Origin of the sequence: Leptothrix cholodnii SP-6 (genome assembly GCF_000019785.1) — a bacterium.
GTDB classification, from domain to species: Bacteria; Pseudomonadota; Gammaproteobacteria; order Burkholderiales; family Burkholderiaceae_C; genus Sphaerotilus; species Sphaerotilus cholodnii.
Genome location: NC_010524.1, coordinates 359172 through 372210, shown reverse-complemented (window position 1 = coordinate 372210; position 13039 = coordinate 359172). Strand labels below are relative to the sequence as shown.

Annotated in this window: 10 protein-coding genes; all 10 read right to left on the bottom strand. The window is 70.3% G+C overall.

The window, feature by feature from the left end; all coding sequences use genetic code 11:
• Positions 1-131: 131 nt before the first annotated feature.
• Positions 132-1946 carry a S8 family peptidase gene (locus tag LCHO_RS01715; RefSeq protein ID WP_223210487.1) on the bottom strand — a complete coding sequence of 605 codons (1815 nt, stop codon included), beginning with the start codon at positions 1944-1946 and terminating at the stop codon, positions 132-134.
• Between the two features lie 326 nt (positions 1947-2272).
• Complete coding sequence (locus tag LCHO_RS01710) at positions 2273-4336, bottom strand: ATP-dependent helicase (RefSeq protein ID WP_012345376.1); 2064 nt, start codon at positions 4334-4336, stop codon at positions 2273-2275.
• A gap of 84 nt (positions 4337-4420) precedes the next feature.
• A complete protein-coding gene (locus tag LCHO_RS01705; protein ID WP_012345375.1) occupies positions 4421-4999 on the bottom strand; it encodes an NnrU family protein in 579 nt (192 codons plus the stop codon).
• Positions 5000-5082: 83 nt separating this feature from the next.
• Positions 5083-6153 (bottom strand): protein-glutamate methylesterase/protein-glutamine glutaminase, encoded by a 1071-nt coding sequence (locus tag LCHO_RS01700; protein ID WP_012345374.1) that lies wholly within the window; start codon positions 6151-6153, stop codon positions 5083-5085.
• Positions 6154-6169: 16 nt separating this feature from the next.
• The gene (locus tag LCHO_RS21875) at positions 6170-6727 is read right to left on the bottom strand and encodes a chemotaxis protein CheD (protein WP_012345373.1); all 558 of its coding nucleotides are present in this window, start codon (positions 6725-6727) and stop codon (positions 6170-6172) included.
• A 2-nt stretch (positions 6728-6729) separates the two neighbouring features.
• Positions 6730-7572 (bottom strand): CheR family methyltransferase, encoded by an 843-nt coding sequence (locus LCHO_RS01690; RefSeq protein WP_012345372.1) that lies wholly within the window; start codon positions 7570-7572, stop codon positions 6730-6732.
• A 5-nt stretch (positions 7573-7577) separates the two neighbouring features.
• Positions 7578-8087: a chemotaxis protein CheW gene (locus tag LCHO_RS01685; RefSeq protein ID WP_012345371.1), complete on the bottom strand. Its 510-nt coding sequence runs from the start codon at positions 8085-8087 to the stop codon at positions 7578-7580.
• A 10-nt stretch (positions 8088-8097) separates the two neighbouring features.
• Positions 8098-10260, bottom strand: a complete 2163-nt coding sequence (locus LCHO_RS21870) for a methyl-accepting chemotaxis protein (protein ID WP_012345370.1) — start codon at positions 10258-10260, stop codon at positions 8098-8100.
• On the bottom strand, positions 10257-12527 hold the full coding sequence (locus LCHO_RS01675; RefSeq protein WP_012345369.1) for a chemotaxis protein CheA: 2271 nt from the start codon (positions 12525-12527) through the stop codon (positions 10257-10259). Before LCHO_RS01675 ends, LCHO_RS21870 begins: the two co-directional genes overlap by 4 nt.
• A complete protein-coding gene (locus LCHO_RS01670) occupies positions 12524-12841 on the bottom strand; it encodes an STAS domain-containing protein (protein WP_012345368.1) in 318 nt (105 codons plus the stop codon). The genes LCHO_RS01675 and LCHO_RS01670 overlap by 4 nt, the downstream gene beginning before the upstream one ends.
• Positions 12842-13039 lie beyond the last annotated feature (198 nt).

Below are 13039 nucleotides of genomic sequence, written 5' to 3'. Positions count from 1 at the left end.
CCGGCTGTTTACCGCCGATCGCCGACGTCACAGGATCGAACAAATGGCCTGTGTCCACGGTGTAGACACAGGCCATCGAAACCGGCGCACGCGGGCGTCGCCGACCGGCGAGCCCCTGGCTCAACCGCCGTTCACTGCGACAGCTTGAGCGTGTAGCTGCCGGCCGGGCTGCCGGTGCCACCGCTGAAATAGCCGACCCGCAGCGTCACGCTGATCGCCGCGCTGCCCGAGTTCAGCAGGCTGACGCTGTCGGCCACGCCGACGCCGAGCGTGCTCTGCGCCACCAGGATGCCCGCGCTGTTGTAGGCGATCAGGTCGTAGTCGGAGCTGGCGTTGGGCGCGAGCGTGACCAGCAGCGTCTTGCCCGGCGCGATGTTGATGCGGAAGTGGTCGACATCGGTGGCGCTGGCCATGCTGCCATTCACCTGCAGCAGGCTGCCCGACAGCGCCTGCGCGGTCGCGATCGTGTTGTTCGACTCGACCTCGGCCAGCGTGCCGAGGGTCGGCGCCGGTGCGGGAGCCGGTGCCGGGGCGGGCGCGGTGCCGGTGCCCAGCGCCGCGTCGACCGCCGCGTTGGCGTCGACGATGCCCACGCCGCACTGTGCGCATGACACCGGAAAACCGCGCGCCGCCGCGCTGCTCTTGATGCGGGCCTCGACCTCGTCGGGCGTCAGCGCCGCATTGCGCGCGAGCATCAGCGCGGCCACGCCCGCCACGTGCGGCGTCGCCATCGAGGTGCCGCGGTAGCCGGCATAGCTGTCGCTGCGGGCCTTCGAGGTGCCGCTGTTGAGCGTCGACAGGATGGTCGCGGTGCCGTCGCCACCGGGCGCGGCCACGTCGACATTGGCGCCGAAGTTCGAGTAGCTGGCGATCGCGCCGGTGCGCCCGACCGATGCCACCGTGATCACGCCGGCGCAGCTCGCCGGGCTGTAGCGCGCCGCGTCGGCGGTCGCGTTGCCGGCTGCCACCACCACCACCGCGCCGCGGCTGCGGGCGCTGTTGATGGCGTTCTGGGTGGTGATGTCGCAGGCCCCCACGCCGCCGAGCGACAGGTTGATCACCCGCGCCGGCGTCGGATTGACCGGCACGCCGGCAACCGCGCCGCCGGCCGCCCAGACGATCGCGTCGGCGATGTCCGAGGTGTAGCCGCCGCACTTGCCGAGCACCCGCAGCGGCAGCACCTTGGCGCCACGCGCCACGCCCGCCACGCCGACGCCGTTGTTGGACACCGCCGCGATCGTGCCGGCCACGTGGGTGCCGTGCCAGCTGCTGTTGCGCGCGGCCGAGCCGGTGCCGCATTCGCCGGCGGCAGCCCAGTCGCCGGGGTCGGTCGGGTCGGTGTCGCGGCCGTTGCCGTCGGCGGCGACGGTGGTGTCGACGATGAAGTCGTAGCCGGCCAGCAGGTTGCCCGCCAGATCGGCGTGGCGGCGCACGCCGGTGTCGAGCACCGCCACCACCACGCCGGCGCCGCTGCTCTTGTCCCAGGCCAGCGGCAGGCGGATGCCCGCGGCGGCCTCGCTGTAGTGCCACTGGCTGGCGTATTGCGGGTCGTTCGGCAGGTACTGCGCCTGCATCAGGCGATCGGGCTCGGCGTATTCGATGTCGGCATCGCCGTTGCGCAGCTCGTCGGCCAGGCGGCGCGCCTCGGCCATCGACATGCGACGGCTCGCCCGCAGCACATGGCCGCCGCGGGCGTTGCCACGCAGGCGCGAGATCTCCAGGCCGTTGCGGTTGCCCGCCACCCGCAGTGCGTTGAGCGCGCGTTCGTCCAGCGCGTCGGCACTGGTGGCTCGACGGTACTTGACGATCACGCGGTCGGTGTCGCCCTCGTCGTCGGGCATCGCCGCCGAGGCGCGGGCACTGGGCTGGCGCGGCGCGTCGTCGCGCTCGAACGCCCCCGCCCCACCCGCCACCGCCAACAGCGAAGAGACCAGCAGCCCGGTCACCGGGGCCCGCCTCCAGATGGCCCGGGCACGCACTCGAAGGGGTGTGGAAGGCTGGCTCATGGTCTCTCGCTCCGTTGTTTTGTGGGACTTTATCCCATCTTTTTAGAACATCAACCCCCATTCGAGCGATTAATCACAGGTTGTTTCCGTCACAACACCCAAACTTACATTTGACATCGTCAATTAGCCCAATTTGTAAAACAAGCCGGAAATTGACATGCATCGACTTCACGCCCGGGCAGGCGCGCACGGCTGCGCCGCGCGGGCGGCGCCGCGCAATCGAGCGGGGGGATCAGGAAAGGGACGGCGGCGGATCGGCCGGTCGCTCAGACGGCCGGCTTGGCCGCCGCGGCGCGGGCCGCGAACTCGGCGCGCAGCGCCTTGAGCTTCTCGCGCGGGTCTTCTTTCACCGTGCGCTCGTCGAGCTTCATCTCGGCGATGAAGCGGCTCGGCAGTGCCTTGCGGACCTCGCGACCGCGTTTCTGCCGCAGCAGCGTGCTCACCAGCAGCGTGTTGCGGGCGCGCGTGATGCCCACGTACATCAGCCGGCGCTCTTCTTCGAGGCGCTCGGCCGTCATCTCTTCTTCATCGCGCTGGAACGGCAGCGTGCCCTCGTTGATGCTCACCAGCACCACGTGCGGCCACTCCAGGCCCTTGCTGGCGTGCAGCGTCGACAGCGTCACCATGTCCTGCTCGTCGCCGCGCTCGGCCAGGCTCAGGATGACGCTGATGGTCTGCGCGACATCGAGCACGCTCTTGCGCTCGATCTCGACCTGCGCGCTGCCGTCGGCCTCGACCTGGCCACCGCAGCGCTTGGCGATCCAGTCGACGAAGTCGACCACGTTGTTCCAGCGCGCCGCGGCGACCTTCTCGTTTTCTTCGCCGTCGTAGAGGAACTGCTCGTAGCCGATGTCCTTGAGCCACTCCATCAGCATCGGCTTGGCTTCCTCGGCGCCCACCGTGTGGCGGGCGCGGTGCTCCAGGTCGTTCACGTAGCGGCCGAACTCGTGCAGCGAGCCGATCGCCTTGGCGCTCAAGGCGGCGGCGAGCGACTCCTTGAACAGCGCCTCGAACAGGCTGACCTTCCACTTGCCGGCGAACTCGCCCAAAGCGCCCAGCGTGGTGTGGCCGATGCCGCGCTTGGGCGTGGTCACCGCGCGCAGGAACGCCGGATCGTCGTCCTGGTTGACCAGCAGGCGCAGCCAGGCGCACAGGTCCTTGATCTCGGCGCGATCGAAATAGCTCTGCCCGCCCGACACCTTGTACGGGATCTGGGCCTTGCGCAGCGCCTCCTCGAGCTTGCGGCTGAGGTGGTTGGCGCGATACAGGATCGCGAAATCCTTCCAGTCGGTCGTGCCGGTGTAGGCGCCGGTGGCATTGGCGCGGATGCCCTGGATGCGCGCCACCGCACGTTCGGCCTCGTGCTCTTCCTGGTCGCACTCGACCAGCCGCACCGGCTCGCCCTCGCCCAGGTCGCTCCAGAGCTTCTTCTGGAAGATCTTCGGGTTCAGCGCGATGACGTTGTTGGCCGCGTTCAGGATCGCCGCCGTCGAGCGGTAGTTCTGCTCCAGCGGGATGACCTTGAGCGTGGGGTAGTCCTGCGGCAGGCGCTTGAGGTTCTCGATCGTGGCGCCGCGCCAGCCGTAGATGCTCTGGTCGTCGTCGCCCACGGCGGTGAACACGCCGTCGGGGCCGACGATCTCTTTCAGCACGTCGTACTGCGTGGCGTTGGTGTCCTGGTATTCGTCGACCAGCACGTGGCGCAGCTGGCGGCGCCACTTCAGGCGCGCCGCCTCGTTGGTCTGCAGCAGCTTGAGCGGCAGGCCGATCAGGTCGTCGAAATCGACCGCCTGATAGGCCGCCAGGCGCTCGTGATAGAGCTTCATCACGCGCGCGGCCACCTGCTCGTCGGCATCGGCGGCGGCGGCTTCGGCCTGCTCCCAGTTCAGGCCCTGGTTCTTCCACAGGCTGATGGTCCACTGCCAGCGCCGCGCCACCTTCGGGTCGGTGGTGCCGCCGGCGTCGCGCAGCACGCCGAGCACGTCGTCGGCGTCGAGGATCGAGAACTTCGGCTTCAGGCCCATGCACTCGCCGTCCTCGCGCAGCATGCGCACGCCCAGGCTGTGGAAGGTCGCGATCACCAGGTGCTTGGCCGCGCGCGCGCCGATCAGCGACCTGGCGCGTTCGCGCATTTCCTGCGCCGCCTTGTTGGTGAAGGTGATGGCGGCGATCTGGTCGGGCTTGAGCCCGGCCTGCAGCAGCCGCGCGATCTTGTGCGTGATCACGCGCGTCTTGCCCGAACCCGCGCCGGCCAGCACCAGGCAAGGGCTGTGCAGGTGGTTGACCGCCTCCAGCTGGGCGGGGTTGAGGGTCGACGGGGCTTCAGCCATGGCGGACCAGTGAGCGGGCACTGCGGGTACTGCGGGGGCGCCGATCATATCGATCGCCCCGCCGCACCCCGGCCCGATGGCCGATCAGCCCGCGCCGCCGAACGGCCGCACGCCGATCCAGGCGCCGTGCGCCCAGAACGCGAAGGCGGCCCACGCGACCAGCCCCGCGACCACCGTCAGGCCGGTGCGCGCGGCCGACACCGGCGCGACCGCAGGCGCAGCACGCCGGCGCGCGCTGCGGAAATCCAGCACCGCCCAGACCAGGAAGGCGCCGAACAGCAGCGCATCGGCCAGCGTGTGGTTGGCCAGCAGGTGCGCCAGCGCCCAGACCTTCACGCCCAGCACCATCGGGTGCTTGAGCTTCGCCTTGATCGCGTTGCCGGGCACATAGGCCGCGGCCAGCAACACGAAGGCGATCAGCGTCAGCAGGCTCGCCAGATGACGCCCGCCGACCCACGGCGTCCACAGCACCACCGGCGCCAGCCGCGCCTGGCCGTAGCCCTGGACGATCAGCACGAAGCCGATCAGCGACAGCAGCGCATACACACCCTTCCAGACACCTTCGCCACGCTGCGCGATCTGGCGGGTGCGCCAGTCGTCGGCCACGATGCGCACCGAGTGCACGCCGAGAAACAGCACCAGTCCCAGGATCAACATCGACATTTCCACTCCTTCACGCCAAGGCATGGCGTGCTGGCGGCCGATTGTGGCGGGTCGACGTGACGCCCGCCCGACCGCGCGCCACCTCAGGCGCGGGCGTCGAACTGCAGGATGGCGCGGGCGATCGACTCCAGCGGCAGGATGTCGTCGACCGCCTGCAGCTTGATCGCCTCCTTGGGCATGCCGAAGACGACGCAGGTTTCCTCGTTCTGCGCGATCGTGCGGGCGCCGCCGTCGTGCAGCGTCTTCATGCCGCGCGCGCCGTCGTCGCCCATGCCGGTCAGGATGATGCCCAGCACGTTGGCGCCGGCGCAGTCGGCGGCCGAGCGGAACAGCACGTCGACCGAGGGCTTGTGGCGGTTCACCGGCGGGCCGTCGGCCACCGTCATGTAGTACTGGCCGGCGGCGCGGCGCAGCTGCATGTGGCGCCCGCCGGGGGCGATCAGCACCAGGCCGCGCTCGAGCCGGTCGCCGTCGCGTGCCTCGCGCACACGCATCGCGCACAGGCCGTCGAGCCGGGTGGCGTACATCGCGGTGAACTTCTCGGGCATGTGCTGGGTGATGGCGATGCCCGGTGCGTCGGCCGGCAGCGCGGTCAGCACCTGCTCGAGCGCCTGGGTGCCGCCGGTCGAGCTGCCGATCACGACCGGCTTGTTGACCGCCAGCGCGTGCACCGAGCCGATCGAGGCCGGGCGCGGTGAACCGGCGGGCCTGGCGGCGGCTGCAGGCGCGGCGCCGGCAGCACGGGCTCGCGGCCTGGAGCGCGCCGCCGCCTTCAGCGTCTGGATCATTTCCTGGCGCGATTCCTCGAGGTGCTGCTTGAGGCCGAACTTGGGCTTGGCCAGCACCGCCACCGCACCGGCGGCCAGCGCATCGAGCGCCACCCGGCCGCCTTCGGCGCCCAGCGTCGAGCAGATCACGGTCGGGATCGGGTCGCTCGACATCACCTGGCGCAGGAAGGTCAGGCCGTCCATGCCGGGCATCTCGATGTCGAGCAGCAGCACGTCGGGGCGCATCTTGCGCATCGCCTCGATGGCGATCAGCGGGTTGGGGGCGCTGCCGATCAGCTCGACGTCGGCCAGGCCCGACAGCATGTGCGCGAGCGTCTGCCGCACGACGGCCGAATCGTCGACCACATAGACCTTGATGGCGGGCATGGGAGATGGATTCCGTTCAGTTGTTGGAGAGGACCGGCACGTCGACCCGGATGCATTCGGGCTCGGCCGGGCCGACCACCCAGGCCAGCTTGCGATAGCAGCTGCCGCCCAGCGATTGCGCGACCACCTCGATGCCGGCCGCGGCCAGCAGCGCCAGCACACGCTGGCCGTTGGTGTCGCCGATGTGGGACGCCTTGACGAGCTGGGGAAACATGTTGCCGCCGCCGTAGACCCGCGCCTGGCACAGCCGCGCCGAGAGGCCGATGCGGCCCAGGCCGTCGGCCATCGCCTGCAGCGCGGGGCGTGCGAAGGTGGTGTCGCCGGGCGTGTCGCGGCCGGGCTCGCCGGCATGCACGATGTGGCACATCGCGCCCACGGTGCGCCGCGGGTCGCTCAGCACCACCGCCACGCAGGAGCCGAGCAGGGTCTCGAAGCGGTCGCCCCGGGTGCCCACGACGACATCGCCCGGCGCCAGCTGCACCGACCGCGGTGGCGGCAGGTCGACCGGGCGGGACGCAGGCGCGCAGGGCGGCACGGGCCGGTGCGTGGGCGGGATCGGGGTCGGGGCCGGCATCGCTACACCTTCGACGGCTTGCGGAAGGCGCCGGGCACGATCACCGTCAGCGGCACCTCGGCCGGCACCCGGCCTTCGGCGGTGCCGAGGAAGAACAGCCCGCCCGGGCGCAGCGTGGCGACCACCCGGTCGACCACCTGGCGCTTGGTCTCGGCATCGAAATAGATCAGCACGTTGCGCAGGAACACCACGTCGAACGGGCCGATGCCGCTGAACGGCTTGCACAGGTTGAGCTGGCCGAAGCGCACCCGCTCGCGCAGCCTGGCCTGGATCATGGCCTGGCCCTGCGCCGGCCCCTCGCCGCGCAGGCAGTAGCGCCGCAGCCGCTCGGGCGAGACGTTGCGCAGCCGGTCCTCGGGGTAGACCGCCTCCTTGGCGGCGAGCAGCACCCGGTGGCTGATGTCGGTGCCGAGGATGTGCCAGTCGGCGCCGATGCGCCCGGCCTGCTGCAGGTCGGCCAGCAGCATCGCGGTGCTGTAGGCCTCGTCGCCGAACGACGACGCGGCGCTCCACACCGCCAGCGGCGCGTTCTTGTTGCTGCGCGAGGCCAGCTCCTGTTCGAGCACCTGGTAGTGCGCCGGCTCGCGGAAGAAATAGGTCTCGTTGGTGGTCAGCAGGTCGACCGCCATCTGGAACTCGGCCGCCTCGGCCTCGTCGCGCAGCAGCGCCAGGTAGTCGTCGAAGCCGCCCAGGCCGAGCCGCTGGATGCGCGGGCCCAGCCGCGACGCCACCAGCGATTTCTTCGACGCGTTCAGCGACAGGCCGATGGCCTCGTAGATGAGCGCGGTGATGGCCTCGAAGGTGCGATCGCTGAGCACCTGCTTGTCGATCGGAAAGGCGACCATGGTGCTCAGGCGGCGAGCCTGTCCTGTTCCTGCTCGCACAGCAGCGCCATCTCCTCGATGTCGAGCGCGCTGCCGGGTTCGAGGATGACGACGAAGCGGCCCTTGATCCTGACCATGCCGCGGATGTGGTCGCGCCGCACCACGGCGCCGAACTGCGGCGGCGGCTCGATCTGCGCGGGGGCGATCTCGACCACCTCGCTGACCGCGTCGACCAGCAGCCCGAGGTCGACCCGTTCGCCCTCGCAGCGGGCGTCGAAGATGACGATGCAGCTCTTCTCGCCGATGGTCGCGGCCGCCCGGCCCAGCCGGGCCTGCAGGTCGATCACCGGCACGACCGCGCCGCGCAGGTTGATGACCCCGCGCACGAAGCGCGGCGTCAGCGGCACGGTGGCCATCGGGCCGTACTGGATGATCTCGCGCACGGCCTCGATGCCCACCGCGAACACGCTGTCGCCGAGCGTGAACGTGAGGTACTGGGCCGGCACGGCGGCGTCGGCCTGGGTGTGGTCGGTCATGCGCGGCTCCTCAATACGGGCGGAAATTGACTTCCCGGGCCCGCGGTGCAGCCACCGACGGCGCCTTCTGCGTGGCCACGGCCCTGGGTCGCACGGCCCGGTCGGGCTGATTGGCGGCACGGCGCTCGGGTCGCGCCGCCGGCGGCTGCGGCTCGCCGGCATTGAAGAAGCCGATCACCTGCTGCAGCTGCTCGGCCTGGCCGGACAGCTCCTCGCTGGTGGACGCCAGTTCCTCGGACGCCGAGGCGTTCTGCTGCGTCGCCTTGCTGAGCTGGCCCATCGCGCTGCCGATCTGCGTGACCGACGAGCTCTGCTCCTCGCTCGCCGCCGAGATCTCCTGCACCAGGTCGGAGGTCTTGCGGATCGACGGCACGATCTCGTCGAGCAGCTTGCCGGCGCGCTCGGCGGTCGAGACGCTGTTGGCGGCCAGCTCGCCGATCTCGGCGGCGGCCTCCTGGCTGCGCTCGGCCAGCTTGCGCACCTCGGCGGCCACCACCGCGAAGCCCTTGCCGTGTTCGCCGGCCCGCGCGGCCTCGATCGCCGCGTTCAGCGCCAGCAGGTTGGTCTGGTAGGCGATGTCGTTGACGATGCTGATCTTGGCGGCGATCTGCTTCATCGCCCTGACGGTCTGCGTCACCGCCTCGCCACCCTCGCCGGCTTCCTTCGAGGCCTTGGTGGCCATGCCGTCGGTGACCTTGGCGTTGTCGCTGTTCTGCGAGATCGAGGCCGACATCTGCTCGATCGACGCGGTGGTTTCCTCCACCGACGCGGCCTGCTCGCTGGCCGCCTGCGACAGCGACTGCGCCGTGGCGCTGACCTGGCTGGCCGCGCTGGTGAGCTGGTCGGCGGCGCCGCGCACCTCGTCGATGATGCTGGCGAGCTTGTCGCCGGTCGAGTTGGCGTCCTGCTTGACCTGGTCGAAGATGCCCTGGGCGTCGCGGTCGATGCGCTGCGACAGGTCGCCGCCGGCCAGGCCCGAGAACACCCGGCCGACGTCCTCGATGATCCCCGACAGCGCCTCGCTGGTGGCGTTGGCATCGGCCTTGAGCCGGCCGAAGGTGCCGGCGTAGTCGCGCGTGATGCGCTGCGACAGGTCGCCCGCGGCGAGTGCGGCCAGCACCCGGCCGACGTCGGCCGAGATCACCGAGGTGGTCTCCATCAGCGAGTTGACGCCGCTGCACAGCGCCTCGATCGGGCCGCTCTTGCCTTCGAGCGGGATGCGCTGCGTCAGGTCGCCGTCGCGCGCCGCGGCGGTCACGGCCTGCGCCTGCTCGACGGCCTGGCGCAGCATGTTGTTGGCGCTGACCTCGCGGGTCACGTCGGTGGCGATCTTGACGATCTTGACCACCCGGCCCATCTCGTCGTTGACCGGCGCGTAGATGGCCTGGATCCAGACCTCGCGGCCGGCCTTGGTGATGCGCTTGAAGACCTCGCTCTGCGGCTTGCCGGCATTGAGGTCGCGCCAGAAGTTGTCGTAGGCCGGCGTGGCCGCATGCGCCGGGTCGACGAACATGCGGTGGTGGTGGCCGACCACCTCGTCGAGCCGGTAGCCCATCAGCTGCAGGAAGTTGGCATTGGCCTGCAGCACCTGGCCGCGCAGGTCGAATTCGATGTAGGCGTACGACACGTCGATGGCGCCGAGGATGCCGCGGGCGTTCTGGCGCTCGATCTCGGCCTCGGTGATGTCGTAGCGCACGCCGAGGTACTTCATCGGCTTGCCGTTCTCGCCCAGGATCGGCGCCACCACCGCGTCGACGTAGTACGGCGTGCCGTCCTTGGCGCGGTTCTTGATGATGCCGCGGAAGGTGTCGCCGCGGCCGATGGTCTGCCACAGCTGCTTGAAGGTCTCCTTGGGCATGTCGGGGTGGCGCGTGGTGTTGTGCGGGCGCCCGATCAGCTCGTCGCGGCTGTACTTCGAGACCTCGCAGAACTTGGCGTTGATGCTGAGGATGTCGCCCTTCTTGTCCGACTCCGAGACGATGCTCGTCACGTTCATGATGTCGGTGCGCACCTTCAGCTCGGACTCGACCTCGGCCAGCCGGGCCTTCACCTGCGCCAGCGCGGATTCGGCGTCGGCGCGCGCCTGTTCGTTCTTCTGCGCCTCGGCGGCGGCCTGGCGGAGTTCGGCGCCGATGAGGAGTCGGGCGATCCAGGAGGGTTGGTGCTGATTCATGATGCTTGTCCTTCGGACTGGGTTTGGGCCGTCGGGCCGTTGTCGCTGGTGCGCCGGGAGGCTGGAACGTGAACGCGTGGCGGCTGCGCCGCCAGGTGGCTGAGCGACATGACGTCGGCGATCAGGGCCACCTCGCCATTGCCGAGAATCGATGAGCCGGACAGGCCGCGCAGCATCTTGAAGATGCGCCCGAGCGGCTTGATGACGGTCTGGTGCTGGCCGAGCAGCGCGTCGACCACGATGCCGAACGGCGCTTCGCCGGCGTTGACGACGATGATGTTGTCGCGCTCGGGCGGTGGCGATTCGAGGTCGTAGAAGACCCGCAGGCTGACCACCGGCAGCACCTGCCCGCGCAGCTCGACGGTGCCGCGGCCGCGGCGATCGAACCCGGTGGTGGTCGGCCGGTTCTCGATCACCTCGACCACGGTGTCGAGCGGAAAGATGAACTTCGACGCCCCGACGCTGACCAGGAAGCCGTCGATGATCGCCAGCGTCAGCGGCAGGCGGATGTCGATGCGCGTGCCGAGGCCCTCGGTGCTGTGCAGCTGCACGCTGCCGCGCAGGGCCTCGATGTTGCGGCGCACCACGTCCATGCCGACACCCCGCCCCGACAGGCTGGTGACCTGTTCGGCGGTCGAGAAGCCGGGCTCGAAGATCAGTTTCAGGATCTCGGCGTCGGGCGGGCGCGTGCCGCGCTCGAGCAGGCCGCGGTCCCAGGCGCGCTGCAGCACGCGTTCGCGGTGGATACCGCGGCCGTCGTCGTCGATGCGGATCAGCACGCTGCCCGACTCGTGGCGCGCGCTCAGCACCAGCCGGCCGACCGCGGGCTTGCCGGCGGCCTGGCGCTCGGCCGGCGTCTCCAGGCCGTGGTCGAGGCCGTTGCGCACCAGGTGCATCAGCGGGTCGGCGATGCGCTCGACCATCGACTTGTCGAGTTCGGTCTCGCCGCCGACGATCTCCAGCGTCACCTCCTTGCCCAGCTGCGAGGCGGTGTCGCGCACCACCCGGCGGAAGCGGCTGAAGGTCTCGCCGATCGGCACCATGCGCAGCTGCAGCGTGCCGTTGCGGATCTCCTCGATCAGCCGCACGACGTTCTGGTTGGCCTCGTGCAGATTGCGCTGGCGGGTCTGGCGCGCCAGCATCGCCGCACCCGCGCCGGCGATCACCAGCTCGCCGAGCAGGTTGATCACGGCATCGAGCCGGTCGGCGTGCACGCGGATGTAGCGGTTCTCGTCGCCGGGCGCCGGGTCGCGCTGCTTGCGCTGCTTGTCCAGCGCGGCCGCGACGACCTCGCCGTGCACGCCCGCCTTGGTCTGTAGCAGCTCGCCGAGCAGGGGCACCTCGTCGGGCGTGGCGAGCCGGTTCTGCGCCTGCTGATTCAGGCAGGCCTGCAACTGGGCGTGGGTGACGGCGCCGATCGACATCAGGATGTCGCCCAGGCGCGGGCGGTCGGGCAGCGCCTCGATCAGGCGGGCCAGCCGCCCGGGCCCTTCGGGCAGGTCGATCAGGTGGAGCACGCAGTCGTCGCGCACGAAGCTGAAGGCACCTTCAAGCTCCTCGCGGGTGGCGCGGGTGTCGATGCAGACCTCGAAGGCCAGGTGGCACTGCTCGGCGTCGATCACGTCGAGCGCCGGGATCGCCGCCTGATCGCAGCCGATCGCCTCGACGCTGCCGAGGGTCTCGAGGTAGGCGATGACCGCCAGCGGGTCCATGCCGTTGCGGAAGGTCTCGGGGCCGAACTGCACCGACACGTGCCAGCGCAGCATGGGCGCATCGTCGTCGGGCGCGTCGGCCGGCGGATCGACCGACGCATCGGCCGGGCCGGCGGCCGCCGCACGGCGGTCGGATGCGCCCAGCAGCGCGTGCAGCTGCATCACCAGGTCGGCGCGGCGCTCGACCTGCTCGGGCGTGTCGGCACCGGCGTCGGCGGCGCTGCCGATCAGGTGGCGGATCTGGTCGTTGCACTGCAGCAGCAGCGTGCTCACGCCCAGGTCCAGGTCGATCAGGCCGTCGCGGATGCGCGACAGCAGCGTCTCGACGTGGTGGGTGAAGTCGACCACCTTGTCCAGACCGAACATGCCGGCCGATCCCTTGACGGTGTGGGCGCAGCGGAACAGCGCGTCCAGCAGGTCGCGGTCGCCGGGCTGTTCCTCGAGCTGCAGCAGCAGCTGTTCGAGCGACTCGGTCTGTTCGTTGGCCTCGTTGATGAAGGTCGGGAGGGCGTCGGCCAGGAAGCTGCCGTCGTACTTGGAACTCTTCTTTTTCATGACAGCGCCTCGGTCCCGGCCGGGCCGGCGTGACGATCGATCCAGGCCGACAGGCCGGCCGTGCGGCAGCGCTGGATCAGCGTGTCGCCGGGCGACACCAGCCGCCAGGCCCGGTCTTGCCGCGACATCAGCGCCGAGAACGCGCACAGCAGCTGCACCCCGGCGCCGTCGATGTCGAGCACCTGGCCGGCGTCGAGCTCGATCGGCTGCTCGGGCTCGGCCGGCAGGCCGCCCAGCCAGGCGAGCAGGGCGGTGCGGGTCTCGGCGGCGCTGAAGATCGTCAGCTCGCCGGGCAGGTCGAAGACATGGCTCATGCGGTTCTCGCAGGATCGGAAGCAGGCGGCGCCGGCAGGCCCGTGAAGGCCATGGCGTCACTGAATGAACGGACCGGGATACCCCGTGACCCATCCAGTTTCAGGCCGACCGCTCAACTCGAACCCGAGATGAAAGCCCGTTTCAGCCCTCAGTTAACTTGAGGTCGATCCAGCCCATCCCCCCGACACACGGGGCGC

Coding starts and splice junctions, on each gene's coding strand:
- LCHO_RS01710 (WP_012345376.1), bottom strand. CDS start 4,336: ATGGCTGAAGCCCCGTCGACCCTCAACCCCGCCCAGCTGGAGGCGGTC.
- LCHO_RS01705 (WP_012345375.1), bottom strand. CDS start 4,999: ATGTCGATGTTGATCCTGGGACTGGTGCTGTTTCTCGGCGTGCACTCG.
- LCHO_RS01700 (WP_012345374.1), bottom strand. CDS start 6,153: ATGCCCGCCATCAAGGTCTATGTGGTCGACGATTCGGCCGTCGTGCGG.
- LCHO_RS21875 (WP_012345373.1), bottom strand. CDS start 6,727: ATGCCGGCCCCGACCCCGATCCCGCCCACGCACCGGCCCGTGCCGCCC.
- LCHO_RS01690 (WP_012345372.1), bottom strand. CDS start 7,572: ATGGTCGCCTTTCCGATCGACAAGCAGGTGCTCAGCGATCGCACCTTC.
- LCHO_RS01685 (WP_012345371.1), bottom strand. CDS start 8,087: ATGACCGACCACACCCAGGCCGACGCCGCCGTGCCGGCCCAGTACCTC.
- LCHO_RS21870 (WP_012345370.1), bottom strand. CDS start 10,260: ATGAATCAGCACCAACCCTCCTGGATCGCCCGACTCCTCATCGGCGCC.
- LCHO_RS01675 (WP_012345369.1), bottom strand. CDS start 12,527: ATGAAAAAGAAGAGTTCCAAGTACGACGGCAGCTTCCTGGCCGACGCC.
- LCHO_RS01670 (WP_012345368.1), bottom strand. CDS start 12,841: ATGAGCCATGTCTTCGACCTGCCCGGCGAGCTGACGATCTTCAGCGCC.